This window comes from Alicyclobacillus contaminans DSM 17975 (assembly GCF_000429525.1).
Classification (GTDB): Bacteria; Bacillota; Bacilli; order Alicyclobacillales; family Alicyclobacillaceae; genus Alicyclobacillus_A; species Alicyclobacillus_A contaminans.
This window is the reverse complement of sequence record NZ_KE386913.1, coordinates 6,186-23,803: the sequence shown is the minus strand read 5'-3', so window position 1 is coordinate 23,803 and position 17,618 is coordinate 6,186. Positions and strand designations below refer to the sequence as shown.

14 protein-coding genes and 1 other annotated feature are annotated in these 17,618 nt (G+C 58.3%); of the genes, 5 read left to right on the top strand and 9 right to left on the bottom strand.

The window, feature by feature from the left end:
* Positions 1-16 precede the first annotated feature (16 nt).
* The gene (locus G463_RS21340; protein ID WP_035488165.1) at positions 17-1,576 is read right to left on the bottom strand and encodes a 2-isopropylmalate synthase; all 1,560 of its coding nucleotides are present in this window, start codon (positions 1,574-1,576) and stop codon (positions 17-19) included.
* 291 nt (positions 1,577-1,867) lie between these two features.
* Positions 1,868-2,136: a binding site (T-box leader), on the bottom strand.
* 208 nt (positions 2,137-2,344) lie between these two features.
* Here G463_RS21340 and G463_RS0117465 point away from each other — a divergent pair.
* Entirely contained in the window at positions 2,345-2,821 is a 477-nt protein-coding gene (locus G463_RS0117465) for a flavin reductase family protein (RefSeq protein WP_026976145.1), read from the top strand.
* A 101-nt stretch (positions 2,822-2,922) separates the two neighbouring features.
* On the opposite strand, the gene G463_RS0117460 is transcribed toward G463_RS0117465, so the two are convergent.
* Positions 2,923-4,068: a PucR family transcriptional regulator gene (locus G463_RS0117460; protein WP_026976144.1), complete on the bottom strand. Its 1,146-nt coding sequence runs from the start codon at positions 4,066-4,068 to the stop codon at positions 2,923-2,925.
* A gap of 208 nt (positions 4,069-4,276) precedes the next feature.
* On the opposite strand from G463_RS0117460, the gene fdhA reads away from it, so the two are divergent.
* The 4 genes from fdhA (at position 4,277) to G463_RS21325 (ending at position 8,919) form a co-directional block, all read left to right on the top strand.
* Positions 4,277-5,530 carry a formaldehyde dehydrogenase, glutathione-independent gene (gene fdhA, locus G463_RS21330; protein ID WP_051322422.1) on the top strand — a complete coding sequence of 418 codons (1,254 nt, stop codon included), beginning with the start codon at positions 4,277-4,279 and terminating at the stop codon, positions 5,528-5,530.
* A 170-nt stretch (positions 5,531-5,700) separates the two neighbouring features.
* On the top strand, positions 5,701-6,813 hold the full coding sequence (locus tag G463_RS0117450; protein WP_026976143.1) for a carbohydrate kinase: 1,113 nt from the start codon (positions 5,701-5,703) through the stop codon (positions 6,811-6,813).
* A 24-nt stretch (positions 6,814-6,837) separates the two neighbouring features.
* On the top strand, positions 6,838-7,767 hold the full coding sequence (locus tag G463_RS0117445) for a pseudouridine-5'-phosphate glycosidase (protein WP_026976142.1): 930 nt from the start codon (positions 6,838-6,840) through the stop codon (positions 7,765-7,767).
* Between the two features lie 171 nt (positions 7,768-7,938).
* Positions 7,939-8,919, top strand: coding sequence for an SPL family radical SAM protein (locus tag G463_RS21325; protein WP_051322421.1), 981 nt, complete (start codon positions 7,939-7,941; stop codon positions 8,917-8,919).
* 55 nt (positions 8,920-8,974) lie between these two features.
* Here the strand turns inward: G463_RS21325 and G463_RS0117435 are convergent, their stop codons facing one another.
* The 7 genes from G463_RS0117435 to G463_RS22620 form a co-directional block, all read right to left on the bottom strand.
* Positions 8,975-10,270: a Wadjet anti-phage system protein JetD domain-containing protein gene (locus G463_RS0117435; protein WP_026976141.1), complete on the bottom strand. Its 1,296-nt coding sequence runs from the start codon at positions 10,268-10,270 to the stop codon at positions 8,975-8,977.
* Position 10,271: 1 nt separating this feature from the next.
* The gene (locus G463_RS0117430) at positions 10,272-13,733 is read right to left on the bottom strand and encodes an ATP-binding protein (protein WP_026976140.1); all 3,462 of its coding nucleotides are present in this window, start codon (positions 13,731-13,733) and stop codon (positions 10,272-10,274) included.
* A complete protein-coding gene (locus tag G463_RS22055) occupies positions 13,730-14,410 on the bottom strand; it encodes a DUF4194 domain-containing protein (protein WP_051322420.1) in 681 nt (226 codons plus the stop codon). The genes G463_RS0117430 and G463_RS22055 overlap by 4 nt, the downstream gene beginning before the upstream one ends.
* Before the next feature lie 57 nt (positions 14,411-14,467).
* Entirely contained in the window at positions 14,468-15,874 is a 1,407-nt protein-coding gene (locus G463_RS23300; protein WP_281171099.1) for a Wadjet anti-phage system protein JetA family protein, read from the bottom strand.
* Positions 15,875-16,212: 338 nt separating this feature from the next.
* On the bottom strand, positions 16,213-16,626 hold the full coding sequence (locus G463_RS0117415; protein WP_026976138.1) for a type II toxin-antitoxin system HicB family antitoxin: 414 nt from the start codon (positions 16,624-16,626) through the stop codon (positions 16,213-16,215).
* A 124-nt stretch (positions 16,627-16,750) separates the two neighbouring features.
* Positions 16,751-16,927 (bottom strand): DUF6199 family natural product biosynthesis protein, encoded by a 177-nt coding sequence (locus G463_RS23950; RefSeq protein WP_483756926.1) that lies wholly within the window; start codon positions 16,925-16,927, stop codon positions 16,751-16,753.
* Positions 16,928-17,053: 126 nt separating this feature from the next.
* Positions 17,054-17,299, bottom strand: coding sequence for a type II toxin-antitoxin system HicA family toxin (locus G463_RS22620; RefSeq protein WP_084171878.1), 246 nt, complete (start codon positions 17,297-17,299; stop codon positions 17,054-17,056).
* Positions 17,300-17,618: the final 319 nt, after the last annotated feature.

Here is a 17,618-nt window from a genome sequence, read left to right as displayed (position 1 = left end):
CCTCCCGCCCGCGGGGTCAGTTGCGGGCCGCCAGCGCTTCCTGCACCGCATGCAGCGAGTGCGCCTCCTGCGCCGCCTGGTTGCAGGCGGACATGTACGCGTGCGCCACCGCGACGATGATATCCGGATGCACGCCCGTGCCGCGGAACGTCTCTCCGCCCATGGCGATGGTGACCGTCGCCTCGCCGTTGGCGGTCTCTCCGACGCTGAGCGAGTGCAGTTCCAGGTCCACAAACTCCGTCGGGAACGGGAAGGCTTTCTTCAGACTGCCAATCACCGCTTCCACCGGCCCACTGCCGGTGCACGAATGGCTCTCCTCCACCCCCGTCCGGTTGTCCCGCACCGTTACGGACGCCACCCGAACCTGGTCGTTCGCGGTCATCACCTGCATGTGCACCAGAGTGTACGACGTCATCATCTCACCCGTTCCCTCTGCCGCGAGCCGGATGAGATCGTCGTCGGACACCGTTTTCTTCGCATCGGCCGCGTCCTTGAACCGGCGAAAGACATCGTCCAGTTCCGGATCGGACAGATGAATCCCGAACTGGGCCAGACGATGCTGCAGGGCGTGGCGTCCCGAATGCTTGCCGAGCACAATCATATTGCGTGGAACGCCCAGTCGCTCCGGATCCATGATCTCGTACGTGCTGCGGTGCTTGAGCAGGCCGTCCTGGTGAATGCCGGACTCGTGCTGAAACGCATTGCGCCCCACCACCGGCTTGTTGTGCGCGATGGGAAAGTTCATCGTGCGACTGACCAGCCGACAGGTCTCGTAAATTTGCGACGGGTCGATGGCGGTGGCGAGCTGCAGCGCCTCGCCGCGCGTATCAATGGCCATCACCAGTTCCTCCAGGGAACAGTTACCCGTCCGCTCGCCGACGCCGTTGACGGTCACCTCCACCTGCTCAGCACCGTTCCGCAGCGCCGCGAGACTGTTGGCCACGGCCAGCCCCAGATCATTGTGGCAGTGGGCGCTCAGCATCACCCGGTCAATGCCGCGGACATTCTCCCGGATCCGTCGAAAAATGGCACCGTACTCCTCCGGCAGTGCGTACCCGACCGTGTCCGGCACGTTGATGATGGTGGCGCCCGCTTCAATCGCGGTTTCAATCATTTCCCAAAGAAACGCCTCATCGGTGCGGCTGGCGTCCATCGGCGAGAACTCAATCTTGTCGACAAACTGTTTCGCGTAGGCGATGCATTCCCGGGCAATCCGCAGCACCTCCTCGCGCGATTTGCGCAGTTGAAAATCCAGGTGGATCTGCGACGACGAGATGAACAGATGCAGGCGCCGCTTCGGAGCGTCCTCCGTAGCTCGCACCGCCGCGTCGATGTCGGAAAAAATCGCACGGGCGAACCCACAAATTTCAGCTCGGGTCGCCGCTCTCGAAATCGTCTGCACCGCTTCGAAATCGCCGGGGCTGGAAGCCGGGAAACCGGGCTCAATGACGTCCACCCCCAGGTTTTCCAACTGACGGGCAATCCGGACCTTTTCCTCGGGATACAAACTGCATCCCGGCGCCTGTTCCCCGTCACGCAGGGTGGTATCAAAGATCACAATTTGCCGTCGTTCCATCTGAACCGCCTCCCTGTGTTTTCGAAACTTCTGACACACCACCGATGCATCGACGCCGGTCCCGCGACGCTTGGCCCAGAAAGAAAACGGCCGCATCGACTCCCGAAAGAGACGATGGGCCGTTTCATCCGCCGCACCGCGGTACCACTCTTGTTGGCCTTCGCAAAGAAGGCCCGCTCCGCCCGCCACCGGATTGCGGCCACGCAAACGGGAGGAGTGACGGCGGCGGTCCAGGAACGGATTCTAGCGGATATCCTCGTCCCAGAAATGAAAAACGGACTTGATCTTCTCTCAAGAGACGATCAGTCCGTGACTGCCGCGGTACCACTCTTGTTGACATCGCATCCGGAACTAAACCTTGCGGTTCTCCTACGCGACATCCCCTTTGCGCCGCTTCCGATGGCGGCTCCCGTAACGCGGGCAAACGTCAAGGTATACTGGAATCACGTTCCACCTTGCCACTCCCGGGCGAGTTCGGTGGTGCACCGGACTGCGTCGCAGCGAACCGCAGCTCTCTGAACCGGTGCGAACGCCCTACTGCTCCCGTTCCTCGTGTTTGTGCGTATCTTCGATCCTTTGATTGTGACTCATCTTAATACAGAGCAGGGTAAAAGTAAAGCGAAAATTTCCACAACGACAGGGTGTCTTTGCGCACCCGATGAAGCGCGAGGGCGACGCCCGGTTTGAATCGCGCCGCAAGTTCGATATCATCATGATTGGAAGGTTCACTCCACGTTTCGATAGATCACGAGCGAAGGGGCGTTGCACATGGACGAACAAGCGAAGAAAACCGCGCTGCGAGGCATCTCCTACGGTCTGTACGTGATTGGCACCAAGGTGGGCGACGATGTCAACGCGTTCACCGGCAACTGGGTGACGCAGACGTCGTTCTCGCCGCCGCTGGTCGCGATTGCGGCGAAGAAAGGGACCACGTCCACCGAAGGGATCCACGAGAGTGGCGTGTTTTCGGTGAACGTGCTTGAGAGCGGACAGAAGGATTTGGCGTTCGCGTTTTTCAAACCCGTCTCCCGCGTCGGCAACAAGTTTGGCGACGTCGAATTCTACACGCAGACCACCGGCAGCCCCATCCTGAAGGACGCGCTGTCCTGGTTTGAGTGCAAAGTGGTGCACGAGTACGACCAGGGCGACCACGTGGTGTACATCGGAGAAGTGGTAGACGCTGGCGTACACCGCTCGGGCAACCCGATGACGCTGCAGGAAACCGGACTCTTCTACGGGGGATGACCCCAGCCATGATGGATTGAGGCCGACCGGCGGCGGGCGGAATCGAGTGGCGAGACTCACGCCTCCGCCCGCGGCCCGGCCAGGTCCACGCATGCCTCCCATCACAGCGGGTGTCCCCGCGATGATAAAAGTTCCAGCCCCTCCAACGCGGCCCACACAGTCGACAACTCCGCGGTGTTTCGCAGATTCATGCCCAGCAGTTCCTCAATATGCTTCAAGCGATACATCAGCGTGTTGCGATGGATGAACAGGGCCTTGGCCGCGTGGGTCACGTTCTGATTGAGTAACAGGTAGAGGCGCAACGTCTTCAGCAGATCGGCGTGTTCCAGCGCCAATATCGGGCCTAATGTGCGGTACACCCACTCGTACACCTGCTCCTCCGACAACTGCAGCAGCAGCGACGTCAATCCGCTGTGCCTCCGCGGCCGCACTACGCCGGTCACACAGGCGCGTTCCGCGAATTGCAGCGTGGCGTCGATGTCGCGCACCGCCTGGTCGAGCTCGTGCACCGTGGCCACCGAGGTCACGCATCCCCGCACGGCCAGCGGCGGCTGCATGCCGGCATGCGCCTGATACGTCTGCCATTCTCCCATCCACATTTCCAGTTGACGCTCCCACGCCTCGGCTGCGCTGTCCGGAAAAATGCCCACCAGCCCGCCACTGCGAAATGCCACAAAATCCATGGTCGGGCGGTACCGCCACATGCGCACCAGCATGAACATCCGCAGCACATCCATGTACAGGAATCGATCCGGCCCCGCCGCCAATTCCAAGCCGACCAGCGTGTACGCCGATGCCGCAGGCAGGCCGCATAGGGTGAGCAGATGCTCCACCTCCGCCGTGACCCCCTCCGCCAACAGCTTCTGAATCTTCTCCCCGCGGCGCTCCCCCTCCGTCTGCAACCAGCGCTCCAACTCGCTGAGCATGAGGACAATCGGCGCCACATCCGCGCTTCCCAGGGTCACCATCGGCCCAGCGCAGCGAATGCAGCCAAACCATCGACCGTTCAACGTGAGCGGAATGCAGTGCCATGCGAATGTGTTCCGCTCGCCTTCCGCCGCCCCTCCCAGTGCACGAACGGGCACCCCATACGGATCCTCCAGCACCATCGGCACGTCCGGAAACCGCTCGCGCAGCGCCTGCAACGTACGGTCCAGTTCCGCCAACAGCGTCTCCCCGCGCCGCAGGGTGGAGAAATGTGCGTCCGACCGCCTGTTTCCTCCGCTCGAAGGCACCAACTCTCGCATCCCAACCCCTCCTTTCCCCGCTGTCCGCCGTCCCCCGGCGGTCCGGCGGCGGCAGCCCAGCCCGCATCCAAACGAGCGTTGTATCCATGCACAAGAAAGGTTATGCAGATGCCTGAAAGTAACCGCTTTCAATCATTCCAAGGCCGTTATTTTATAGAATTCTCCGAGAAAAGAGTATCACAAATTGTGGCTTTCGGAGGTGGCATCCATGCCAGGGAATCGGGCTGTGGTGTACAAAGGACCAGGACGAGTCGGGGTGGAAACCATTGATTATCCGGAATTGGTGCTGAAGGACGGCCCCGGCGTCAATCCGCTGAATGTCGGCCGCAAGTGCGAGCACGGCGTGATTCTGAAAGTGATTTCGACCAACATCTGCGGCAGCGACCAACACATGGTCCGCGGCCGGACCACTGCCCCCGAGGGGTTGGTGCTGGGCCACGAGATCACCGGCGAGGTTATTGAAATCGGGCGCGATGTGGAATTCATCAAGAAGGGCGACCTCGTCTCCGTGCCTTTCAACATCGCCTGCGGCCGGTGCCGCAACTGCAAAACCGGCGACACCCACATCTGCCTGAACGTCAATCCCGACCGTCCCGGCTCCGCCTACGGGTACGTGGACATGGGAGGCTGGGTCGGCGGGCAGGCGGAGTACGTCATGGTACCGTACGCCGACTTCCAGCTGCTCAAGTTCCCGGATAAGGACCAGGCATTGGAAAAAATCCTCGACCTGACCATGCTCTCCGATATCTTCCCCACCGGCTACCACGGCGTGGTCAGTGCCGGCGTCACGACCGGATCGACCGTGTACATCGCCGGCGCCGGACCGGTCGGCCTGGCCGCGGCACACGCCGCCCAACTGCTCGGCGCGTCCGTGGTCATTGTGGGCGACTTGAACGCCAAACGGCTGGAGCAGGCCCGCAGTTTCGGCTGCGAAACCATCAACCTGAGCGAGCACGACGACCTCGGCGAACAGATTGAACAGATTCTCGGCGTTCCGGAAGTCGACTGCGCGGTGGACTGCGTGGGCTTCGAAGCGCACGGCCACGGCAAGAACCACACCGAGGCTCCCGCCACGGTGCTCAACTCCATCATGCAGGTCACCCGAGCCGGCGGCCGGTTGGGGATTCCCGGGCTGTATGTGACCGGAGATCCGGGGGCGCAGGACGAAGACGCGAAAATCGGATCGCTGAAAATCCGCATTGGTCTCGGCTGGGCAAAGGCGCACTCCTTCGTCACGGGCCAGACGCCGGTCATGCGCTACCACCGGCAATTGATGAACGCCATCCTCAGCGGACGGGCGAACATCGCCAAGGCGGTCAACGCGACCATCATCGACCTCGACCACGCCCAGGAGGGCTACCGCGACTTCGACCAGGGCGTGGCCCGCAAATTCGTGATCGATCCGCACGGCCTGGTCCGTAAACGCCACCCCGACCACGTGGCGGAGTTCGTGAACGGCTGAAGTGCAGGGCATGCATCGCCAGGACGGGAAACCGTCCTGATTTTTTTACGTCTCCACAACCTCGTCGCGGAACATCCCCCCGCCCACCTCGGCATCAGACGTGCGTTCTGAATAACAATTGTTTATAATGAACTAACAAGTGTTATTCAGTGAGCCTGGGAGGTGACCCCATGCCCCATCCGGACAAACGGCTGGACATCCTGCAGTGCATTCGTGAAAATCCGTTCATCTCGCAGCGAGAGCTGGCTGACCGGTTTCAGATCTCCCGATCCGCCGTGGCCGCTCACATCTCAGCCCTGATGCGGGACGGGGAAATCCTCGGCCGCGCGTACGTGTTTCCGGAACGGCGCGGTGTTCTGTGCATCGGCGGCGCGAACGTCGACCGCAAGCTTCAGACCCGCGCGCCACTCGTGTACGGTACGTCGAATCCCGCCGAGGTGGTGGAATCCCACGGTGGCGTGGCGAGAAATGTGGCGGAAAACCTGGCGCGCCTCGGACTGCCGCCCGCGCTCGTGACGATGGTGGGCGACGATAAGGAAGGGGAGGCGCTGTTGGCGCACGTCCGCGGGCTTGGCGTGGATGTCGGACAAACGATTCAAACGTCCGACGCTCGGACCGGGACGTACACAGCCGTGCTCGACGCGGACGGAAACCTGGCCGTTGCCCTTGCCGACATGGAGATTTACGACCGGTTCACGGTGGATCGCTTGGCGCCGAAGGTTCGCGTCATGGCCCAGTGCGCCGTGACGGTGGTGGATACCAACCTGCCCTCGGACAGTCTCGCGTTCGTCATATCGGCGGCGGCCGAGACGGGAACCCACCTGGTGGTGGCGCCTGTGTCGAGCCCGAAGGCGAAACGCTTGCCCGAGCGCCTGGACGGCGTCCGAACGCTGATTGCCAACCGGGACGAGTTGGCTGCCATCTCCGGACTGCCCGTGGTGGACGAGGCGGACCTTCAACAAGCCTGCACGTCGCTTCTCCGCCGCGGCTGCGCCACGGTGGTGGTCACTCTCGGCGCGGAAGGCGTCGCCTGGATGGACGAGGCGGGCACCTTCCAGCACCTGCCGGTGGACCGCGTACAGGCGGTCGACGTCACCGGCGCTGGAGACGCGTTCGTCGCTGGCTTTGCGTACGCCATGCTGCATTCGTTGCGCATTCGGCAGGCCTGTTGGTTTGGCGCGCAGCTATCCAGAATCACCCTGCTCACGCAGGAAACCGTAGCAACGGACATCACACCGAAACTTGCCCACACCTGGCTGGCGGAGTCTCGGTCCCTGGATTGAGGAGATGAAGAGATGAACCTGACGTTGGAAACATGGCTCAGTTTTTCAGACGAAGTGAAGGCGGCCAAAGCGGCCGGTCAACCGATTGTGGCGCTGGAGTCGACCATCATCTCGCACGGCATGCCGTATCCCACCAATGTGCAAACGGCGCGCGAGGTCGAGGCGATTGTGCGCAGCCACGGAGCGGTGCCCGCCACCATCGCCATCCTCAACGGACGCATCCGCGTCGGCTTGTCCGACGATGATCTGGAATTTCTCGGACGCCCGGAAAACCGCGACAGCATCGCCAAAGTCAGCCGAAGAGACCTCGCCTACGTGCTGTCGCAGGGCCGCCATGGCGCGACCACAGTGGCGGCGACCATGATCTGCGCGCGGCTGGCCGGTATTGAGGTGTTTGTGACCGGCGGCATTGGCGGCGTGCATCGCGGCGCCGAGCGAACGATGGACATCTCGGCCGATTTGATGGAATTGGCCCAGACCAACGTCGCGGTGGTGTGCGCCGGAGCCAAGTCGATTCTGGATCTGGGACTCACCCTCGAGTACCTGGAGACGCACGGCGTGCCTGTGGTGGGATACCGGACGGACGAGTTCCCTGCTTTCTACAGCCGCACCAGCGGGTTTCCCACCAACTTTTCACTGGAAACCCCCGCGGACATCGCTGTGTTTCTGCGGACCAAATGGGCGCTCGGCTTACAGGGCGGCACGGTCATCGCCAATCCGGTGCCGGAGGACGCGGCGATGAACGCCGCGGACATGGAATCCGTGATTGCCGAGGCCCTGCAGGAGGCGGAAGCCAAGCACATCCACGGGAAAGCCGTCACCCCGTTCCTCCTCGACAAAATCAAGGAACTCACGGGCGGAAAGAGCCTCGAGACCAACGTGGCGCTCGTCAAGAACAACGCGCACCTCGGCGCACAGCTGGCGGTGGAGCTCGCCAAATCACAGACGGCTTGATGCAGCCTGACACGCCGTGCCGGTCCGGACGACCAGCGCGGCGCGCAGAGCGTGTGAGCACGAACGGATCGTCCTCACACGCTCTTGTTTTGAGTTGCACCCGTCCCGATTCCGTATTACAGTATGAATACGAACGTGTGTTCGAGTTCTTAACGGGAAGAGGGGCGAAAGATGCGGCGAGGACCGGAGTTTGAAGAAATGCGCGCCAAACAGGTGATGAACCGGGTCACGGCGCCGAGCATGCCGTTTGAATGGTCGCTCAATCCATATCGGGGCTGCACGCATGGCTGCAGCTTCTGCTACGCCCGCTCCACCCATTCCTATATGGGGCTGACTGCGGACGATACGTTTCAGACGCACATTTTCGTAAAGGCAAACGCGCCGGAGGCCCTGGAGGCGCAGTTGAAGAGGATGGCCAAGCGGTTTCACAACGACCTGCAGGCGCTCGCTGTGCACATCGGGCGCGTGGCGATTGGCACGGCCACAGATCCGTATCAACCGGTGGAAGCCAGATGCGAGTTGACGCGGCGGTGTTTGATGGTATTGGCGCGGTATCAGGTGCCCGTGACAGTGACCACGCGCTCGCCGCTGATTCTGCGGGACATTCCCCTGTTGCAGCAGATGAACGTGGTGTCCATCCAACTGAGCGTGCACACACTCAACAAAGACATCTGGCGCAAACTCGAACCGGCGTCGCCCGCGCCGATGAAGCGCCTCGAGGCCGTGCGCGAACTGGTGCGCCACGGACTGCCTGCCGGCGTCTTCGTCGCCCCCATCGTGCCCTACCTGACCGATTCTGACGAGGACCTGGAAGCGGTGATTGGCGCCGCCAAGGCGCACGGTGCCACTTTTGTGGTTCCCTCCCTGCTGCGGTTGGCGGACGACGTGAAACCCTGGTTTCTGCAAACGGTGGCCCGCCATTACCCGGACGTGGCCCCGCGCCTTGAGCAGTTGTACAAGCAGGCATACCCTCCCCGCAGCTACGCCGAACGCGTGATGCAGCGCGCCCGAGGCTTGATGTTGAAGCACGGAGTCCCGACGCTGCGGTATGGCGAGCGTCCTTTACCGCCGAGGATACAGCCGGATCAGGCCATCCTACCGCCGATGAACAGCGATGACCGTCCATCGGAGCAACTGCGGCTGCCGATTTGAGGATGACGTCTGCGACGCTCTATTCACGTTGGTCGACAGGGGTTCAACCACCTCACTACACCAGGAACGCCTCCTGCTCCAACGTTCCACCGACATCCAACAATTTCCGTATCAAATCGTACCATAATGCGTAACGGGGCTGCTGAAGTAGAGTCTCCAATTTTTTGCGATAGCTGTCCGTGAATGGTTCAACAAAGTCAGCGAGCGTGTCCAGCCACTTAGGCTCCATCCGCCAGGGCGTCATGTCCGGCCAAACGGTGTCGCGCAGTAACTGACCAATCAGGATGCCACCGTAGTCGAGATCTCCCCAATGCTGGAAGACCACCTCAGCATGTCCACCGGAATCACCGAGGCAACCATGACGTACAACGTCCCATAGCTTCTTCAGAAATCTGCGCTTCGCAGGGCTTGGGAACCCGCCAAGATAAATCACCAAGTCGTCCGGTTTCCGATCCGTCCGGACGTAATATCGATAGTTTGCCTTGTTCTCGATGGAGAGGACACGACGCACCGCGCCCCATTCCACCACGTCCATACGCCCCAGTGATTCCGCATCCACCGCCACGCCCGTGGACACCGCACAGCAGTCGAGCCGGCGTCCGTTCTGCATCAGAACGAGCGGGCCACAGAACGCCACATCTTCATGCGCTACCTCTATCCCCACCTCGTTCAGCAGCACTGAAGCCTCGTCCTCGATCGTCCTGAATTCAGCACTCGCTTCCGTGGGTAGCCAATACTGGCGCAACAAGGATTCAAATCGGGAGCGAATGCCTTGTTCAAACGCTTTACTCGACTTGAGGTAGCGTTTGGAAAATAGACGCATGGCCATCACTTCATCCCCTTTGTCCACGAGGCCGGCCAACGACTCCAACAACAACTGCCGCTTCTCCGGCTGCGCCGGAAGCAGAGACTCCGGAATGGCTTTCTTGGCGTCCATCGCCGCCTCCACGTCGTCCAGCCAACGCTGCATCCAATGCGGCGTCAAACGCGTCCGATACGCAGCCAACTCCTCGCGGACGGATTGCAGCACATCCTCCTTTCGCTTGCGGCCCAATCCATCATAGACAAGATCTATCCCGTCCCATTGAAGGATGACGCGCGTAAGCAGATTGCCGCGTTCAAACCGATCCCAGTCCAATTCCACCCATCCGAGCCGTTCCAAGCGCTCAAGCGTGTCGTGCAAGGTTTTGCGCTCGTCGGGATCCATCCCGCCAGAACGATAGCGCGGTACCACCGCGTCTGTCATGGGAACCTGTACCCGCCGGGTCGTCCGCTCGCCCCGTAGAAACGCAGCACTGGTTTCGTACTTGTCCAAAAGCCTGTTCAGGATCACGCGCGACCACGGATCCAACTCATCCCACCTTGCCGCCACGGTTGCCCGTCACCGCCTCGTCCAACATGTCGAATTCCAGCACTTTGGTCTGGCTTTGTATACGCGTGACAATCAGCGTTCGATCCACCAATGGTGCGATGTCCGCCAATTTCTCCGTCGGCGCTGACAGAATGACCTGAAGGCCGAGTTCGCGAATCAGCTTTACGCTTTCGCGGATGCGCTGGTGGTCCATTTTGCTGTACGCCTCGTCGAACACAATGAGTCGCAATGTATTATCCGAGCCCACCCGACCGACGCGATAGAGTTGTACAAAGGATGCGAGGACCGAGATATAAAACGGAGTCTGCGTCTCCCCTCCGGATTTCTTCGCAATCACGCGCGACAGTCTGGACTCGCGTCCTTCCTCGTCCTTTACAATCAGGTCAAAGTTGAGGAACGTGCGATAGTCCGTGAAACGCTCCAGGTTTTTCTCCAGTTCCGTCATGGCCAACGGATCGGACTCATCCACGTCCACGATGTTGCGGAACAATTCTTCCACCACGTCCCCGTGCTTCTCCTGGAAGCTCTGCGAGAACAACCCGTATCCTTCCATCAACAGATCATCCATGATCATCTGGTAGAATCGGAGATACTGCGGATTCGGCGTGACCTGGAAACGATATTGATCTCGTCCAAAGGAAATACCCCGCAGGGCCGCGTTCAAATCTCGAATCTGAGCTTCCACGGTGTAGATGTTGCTCTGGAGCTTGCTCACAAAGTCTTCCTGAAACTGAATCTGGGCTCGCTCCTTCGCCTGTTTGATTTTCTCCTCATACTCTGTCAGATGCGACTCCACCAAGCGCTTCAGTTCCGTGGCATACGCTTCGTTGTCTTCCCGCTGAATATCGAATCCAGCCTGAAAGTCGCGGTTGTAGTTCGCGCGCAGTGACACCAGTTCCGCGAAGAGACTTTGTCGTCGGGTGAGGTCCGCCTGCACCTGCCGACCAAAATTCGCCAGTATCGCAGCAGGCGATTGTAAACGCGCCAACTCTTGCTGAAATTTCGGTTCCCCCTGTTCAGACACAAACGCCTCATCGTAATCATTGCGGATCTTACCAGCGGCCTCAGCTCGCTCCGCCTCCACCGCCGGACGACGTTCTTCCGCTATCCGCCTCACGTGCTCCGCCACCTGCGCTTGCTCGCGGAGCACCACGTCGCGATGTTTCTCCACTTCCGAAATCTGCGCCTCGCAGTGTTCAATCTTCTTTTCCAAGTCAAGCAGATACGACAGATCCAGTGCACCGAGTTCCGCAATCACCCGTTGCAACTCTTTCTGCATCGGAGGAATGCGCATCAACGCTTCCTGCGCTTCGCGGACATCCCGCAGATCCCCTTCGCTCAACGGTGCTGTCCGGGCCCAACCACTCGCCCGTCTCCCTCGTTCTGTCCAAGTCTCCACGTGACGGTCCACTTCGGCCAAACGCGCTGTCTTTTGCTCCAATTGTTGTGCAAGCGCGCGTTTACCAATGAATAGGCTCTCCCAACGTTTAGGATCTAACTGGCGTGCCACGTAGTTTTGGTACAGCATTCCGTCCGGAGTGATGGCCGTGTGATGCTTTCGGAGATCCTGTACCCGTTCACACTTCATGACCCGCCCCAACAGGTAGTCGGCATATGCACGTGCGTACGGGTTGTCCGTCTCCACCTCTTCCGCCAAACTGCCCGGCAGTCGATCCGGCTTTCGCGCCAGAATGCGTCCCACGTCGACCAGGCCCACATCATAAATGCGTCGTTCACGCTTCACGCGGTCGTACACTTCCAACGCCCGTTGGAAATGTTCCGGCGGAACCAGCAGGTAAAAGCGCTGCGTGTGCAGATATCCCTCTATCGCCCTGTGCCACGTGGGATTCGGAATATCCAACGCTTCCGCGAAGATGGTGACCGGCACGAACTCGCCCGTCTGTTCTCGGAGCGCATCGGCGATGACCTGCTGGAGCGACGTTACCTTGGGTTCATAAGGTTTAATTCCTTTCTTCAACTCTGCGATGACCTGTTGCAGTTCCTTAGACTCTTCCCTCCAAGCCGCCAAGGCAGACTCAATGGCGCGGCGGATTGTCTGAAGGTCTTCCGACGCTTCGCTGAACCGCAATGCCGCCTCCTCAAAGCCCGCCAAATCCACTTCACAAGCGCGTACGTCCAGATTGAGTAGCCCTTGGCCTTGAAGATCATATGGTTTTCGCAACTGGCGCATCGCATCGTTGATGCAGGCGCACGCGCGCTCCAGCGCGGCGCCGACATTGCCAAATTCCCGGTGCGCTGCCACAAGCGCCGCCCCATCCGGCGAGTGGTCAAACCATGAAACTGAACCGCGGACATCCGCCAACGTCGCCATCCACCGCGACGATACCTCCAGCAGCAAACGCTCCTGCCGTTGCAGCGATTGACGAATCGCCAGATACTCCGTTTCCAACAGTTTTTGCTGGTCTTCCAACCGTTGTTTGGTGGTGAACACGTCCGATCTCGCCTGTTCCTCGCGCCATGTGTCCCGTTGCGCCCGCAACTGTTTCAACCGAGCATCGTCCCGTTCCAACACACCGATGAGTTCCTGCAACCTTGCCTCATCCCGTGCAATCTCCTCGTCCATCCGCTGCAATGTATGCTCCAGTTCTGCCACACGCGCGCGGTCCAACAGAAATTCGTTGACCCGAAGACGCTCTTTGATCACCTCCACCGCTTCGGCCTGCTTGCAGATTTTCTCCAGCGCATCCACCTTTCGCTGGATATACCCGAGTTCCGCTTCCAGCCGTCGATAGTGACGGATGTTTTCCCGCATGTCTTCGATGTCCAGCCGGTGCTCCACGTCGCACACAAATTCGGAAATGAACCCTGCCACGTCCATGATGGGTGAGAAAGGCACCGCCTTGCGGAACAATTGAAAAAATTTCTCGCCCAGGTTGCCCATATGGCTTCGAAACATATCCTGGTACCGCTTGTTGGTTTCATACAGCTCAAATTTTCCCTTGCCAAGGCGCGCCCCCCACTGCCGTAGCTCCTGAATCCCCATGGGAATGTCGTCGCGGATGAAGTGAAACGCTGGCAATTCGTCCATCAGAGAGAAGAAGCGATGGTTGAACGTGCCGTCCGCTTCGCAATCGAACACCGCGCCCATACAGAAACGTTTCTTTTTCACCGTGTCGGTGAACTCGGCCACAACATAGCTGGAGAACGTCTCGTTCCCGCGCAAATATACGACGCCGGTCTCCTCACCTTCGCCGACCTCACCGTACAAATATCCACGCAACGTCCGCCGCGAGTTGTCGTTGGCTGCCTTATTGAAGAAGTGACCACTCGTATCCCCGAGGATGATCATTTGGAGCGCATCGAGAATGGTTGACTTTCCCGCACCATTCTTCCCCGTCAGAAACGTGACCGGTTCAAGGTGCAGCACATCGTGAACGATGTAGTGCCAGTTGATAAGCAGGAGCTTGTCCAATCGCTTCATGCGCGTTTCCGCGCCTCCTCACTGTCGTTGGTATCATACACGCCGGGCAACTCGTCTTCCCCTTCTTCCTCCGAATCCCACGGTTCCTGTTCTATCTTTTCGTATATCTGATTGATCCGCTCGTCCGAAACCAGAATGCGAATGGTCGGATACACAATCCATCGACTGTCCGGCTGCAGCCCCTCCCCATCCGTTCGTTCTATGACCGATAACCGACGCAGTTTCATCATGGTGGTCTGCAGCCGAACCATAGAGATTTTCTTTTCCGTAAATCCGAACGCATGCAGCTTCTCGTAGACGTCCCGCAACCAAATCAACACTTCACGCCGCCCTGAAACCTGCTCCAGTTGTTCGTCGTAGATGAGACGCAAGATAAAGAGGATGTAAGTGGTCAGTTTGTCGAGCGTCTGTCGATTACGGCCGTATCGGTTGTACAGTGCCATCACGCCGCGGAGACTATCCACCTGCAGAGCCCAGCCGCTCACCGCGAGGTACGCTTCCAACAACGGGCGAACGCGTTCCGCAAAACGATATTCGCGATTGCTCGTCAATCGCCCTGTCTGAGCATCCCAGACGTCCCTCAAGAGAAACGTCTGGTCAAACAACAGACTGAGCAAGCGGGAAAACTGCTCCTTATCCCGCTCCGGCAATGCCTCAAACTCTCGTTGCCAATCCATCATACCCACCTCCGTGTTCACAAGAGCACAGCTTGCCTTCCCGGCCCAAGGCCTGCCTCAATCAATGCTCGTCCTCTGTGGCGTCTCATATCTGTGGTCCGCAATCTTAAGGAATGTAATCGCGGGGATTTTGTACCGGCCAACCCGCACCGAGCGCTCCGCCTCATCCCAGGTGATGCGGTACGGAATGTCCGGTTCGTCCGATTTGATGACCGCCACCATTGTCCGCAGGTAATCCTCCACCTCGTTCAACCGCAAATCCCTCGCATGCAGCACCCCGTCTGCCGACATCCGCGAAAGAATGAACTGCACCACGCGTTCGTGTGAAAACAACGAATTCGCGCGCTCCACCAACTCACGCGCCTCTTCTGCGAACCTTGCATCGGCCACATCCGTCCTCGTTCGGAGCGGCTGCGGCTTCCCTCGCTGACGGCGTCTCGGCTCGGTGTAGAGCCCGTCTGGATCTGCCAATTCGACGCGGTAGACGGGAAGTTCCGCCATCGCCTGATACAACGGAGATGGCCTGTCGTCGGTCAGCTTCGGCGCACGTTTCAGAATTTCAACCAGCTTCCCCTTTGAATCCCGGTCCGTGTTGAGCAAGTATTGGATCCGCTCAACCGACGACCGACTGTACGCACTGTTCCGCCGATCAATTTCGCGGAGGAACGAGTCCATGGACTCAAAGCTGTCGATGATGAATTGAATCATCCGGATGATTTCGTACCGCGCTTCTCCCGCATCTATGCCTCCTCGGTGCGTCTGCATGGACTGGACCAGCAAATCCATCACCTCGACGTCAAGCAGCCAGTTGCGTAAAATGGTCAGAATACGCGGCCGAAACCGGTGGACACTATCCACCGTCTTCAAGGGATGATACGTTCTCGCAGCAACCAGCATCTGATATTCGTCAAAATGCTCCTGAAGCAGGCTGTGGATATCATTTCGTTGCTGAAGACTCTGATAAAATTTGTGAATGTTATGAAGCAGTGCGCGAAGACTCCCAAGTAAAGCCTGTGTATTGTCGAAAGCTCCCTGCAACGCCGGGAACATATAGTCCCGTTCCTCGTTCGCCGTTCGCAACACTGAGTAGGTGCTGTACACAAATGAATTGTACGGCTTGTCCACTGGATGGACAATGCTGTGGAGTACGTCCAAGATTGCGATGGCATAATCCGGAATGAGCAAGATCTCATCCAGCGAGCTTTCGTCCGGCACCGCTGTGAGCCAACCCGTTTCCAACAAACGCCGAACCAACGCATGTGCCCGTCCGGACAGCGTCGTCTCCGTGTCCGCTTCGGTGACCATCCCAGTTCGTCCCAGAGAATCGCCGGGATTGACCGTCTCTTCATCCTCCGGGTTTTCCATAAGTGCCATCAGGTCCGTCATCATGTGATGGACCAGATATCCCACCAAATCTCCTCTTTGAAAGCGCAACTCACCCTGATAGCACTCACGCAGCACCATTAAGGCACGAAAATAGATACTTTTGTTTTTGGAAGCCAGCAGAGAAAAAAACGACTCTGGTACAACGTCAAACAATCCTGGCACCGCGTTCACCCTGTCAATTCTTGATGATTCCATGGTAGCGAATTGTGTCGACGAAGTATACAACGCGGGGAAATTTGGATTGGCAGACACATTTGTGGATTGATCCGCGTACTCGACCACCCGTCGGATACGCATTGCGGATCGATGTCCCGTTACATACGAGAAATACCTCATCAGCATCACCGCTACAGAGCATTCTCTACTCAGACTGTCCAAAGCGGTGTACCGATATACAACAGGGTAAGCCCCCTTGTTCAAGGAGTCTTATTTTGGATCCCAAGGCGCTCCTTAATCGCTTGCTGAAGAAGCTGTGAAAAGTTGATTTTGCGCTCTTCTGCAGCATCTTTCAGCCACTTCGGCAGCGTCACGTTGGTTCGTACAACTTTGTTGGCCATTTCGTCCCGAACCAAGTCCATCCATGCGTCTATGGGGACAATGAAAGTTCCAGGATCAAGTTGCAACGTCTCGGGACGGCTGGGTTCGGGGATGGGGTCATGGTGTTGCTCAGCCTCCCACAGGTAGCCTTCGAGTGCTTCCTGTGCCATGCCTTTGGCCTCTTCGAGCGTGTCGCCTTCCGTGATGCAGCCAGGAAGATCCGGGAATGTGACGGTATAGCCGTTCCCGTTCTCGTCCGGCTCAAATACAGCCGGGAAAGTGTATCTATCCACGTTAAACCTCCTTCCGGCGGGACTATTGCAGAAGGTCTGCCTGCTTGAGTATTGAGTGTTACCATCAAACCTCCGAAAGCTCGCATTGCGGTTTCCGGCGGTTTGATGTTTCTCTACCGAAATTTTAAGTCAACAATAAGACTAGTAACCCAACACCACCCAGTAAGATACAAATCACTCCACCAAACCGTGTTGAAAGCTTATAAACATTCGACGGCTCCGTGGCATCGTTTGACTTCCATTTCTCCGTGATCATCCAAGACCAATCCGGTCTAATCAGAAGAATCAGACCAAACAGCATAATTACTATAAGCCAAAATATCAAAATTGACCTCCCTCCCAAAAAACACCATCTTTTACACTGCGGTTTTCTGCAATTTTATTATGCGGTATACACCCCCCATTTAAAAATCTCTTAGAAAGGCGTTTAGACGCCTTCTTTTTTATCCTGTGGATTTGATGGATAACGCTTCGCGTTGCCCACAAGCTCCACAGGCACCATACAGGGGCTCTGGCCTGTCTTTGGTTTTAGGTCTTTCTTCGGATGTGGCACTTTAACTTTGCCGAGTTTACTAGGATGTCTGTAGTAATGGTGGCTACCCTTCACTGAAGACAAGTACCATCCGTCCGCGTTCAGGAGTTTGATGATTTCGGACGAAGAGTACGACTTCAATGGGCGAGCTCCCTTCTGAGAGTATTACAAAACACATTTTTTATACACACCAATGCTGTTGTGTGTATTTTTTATACGTGTTAATAGCCTGAATTCAAGCGAGGTGACCAGCATGGACTTCTACCTGGCCGTCGGCGGCATAAAACTGCGGCTTGCCCATGAACCCGGAGAACATCCATTTCCAGGACGATGCTCATACAGAGTCATACAATCTGTTGCTCACGGGCGGTGTGACGATGCCTCGTGGAACAGAAGTGTAGGCTGTCTCATGGGGTGGCATCCTGCCGGGCGCCAGAAGCAAAGGGCAGCCGTACGTGCA

What these genes read in the sequence shown, in the direction of transcription:
- G463_RS21340 (WP_035488165.1), bottom strand. Translation starts at nt 1,576, where the DNA reads ATGGAACGACGGCAAATTGTGATCTTTGATACCACCCTGCGTGACGGG.
- G463_RS0117465 (WP_026976145.1), top strand. Translation starts at nt 2,345, where the DNA reads ATGGACGAACAAGCGAAGAAAACCGCGCTGCGAGGCATCTCCTACGGT.
- G463_RS0117460 (WP_026976144.1), bottom strand. Translation starts at nt 4,068, where the DNA reads ATGCGAGAGTTGGTGCCTTCGAGCGGAGGAAACAGGCGGTCGGACGCA.
- fdhA (WP_051322422.1), top strand. Translation starts at nt 4,277, where the DNA reads ATGCCAGGGAATCGGGCTGTGGTGTACAAAGGACCAGGACGAGTCGGG.
- G463_RS0117450 (WP_026976143.1), top strand. Translation starts at nt 5,701, where the DNA reads ATGCCCCATCCGGACAAACGGCTGGACATCCTGCAGTGCATTCGTGAA.
- G463_RS21325 (WP_051322421.1), top strand. Translation starts at nt 7,939, where the DNA reads ATGCGGCGAGGACCGGAGTTTGAAGAAATGCGCGCCAAACAGGTGATG.
- G463_RS0117430 (WP_026976140.1), bottom strand. Translation starts at nt 13,733, where the DNA reads ATGAAGCGATTGGACAAGCTCCTGCTTATCAACTGGCACTACATCGTT.
- G463_RS22055 (WP_051322420.1), bottom strand. Translation starts at nt 14,410, where the DNA reads ATGGATTGGCAACGAGAGTTTGAGGCATTGCCGGAGCGGGATAAGGAG.
- G463_RS23300 (WP_281171099.1), bottom strand. Translation starts at nt 15,874, where the DNA reads ATGGTGCTGCGTGAGTGCTATCAGGGTGAGTTGCGCTTTCAAAGAGGA.
- G463_RS23950 (WP_483756926.1), bottom strand. Translation starts at nt 16,927, where the DNA reads ATGCTGTTTGGTCTGATTCTTCTGATTAGACCGGATTGGTCTTGGATG.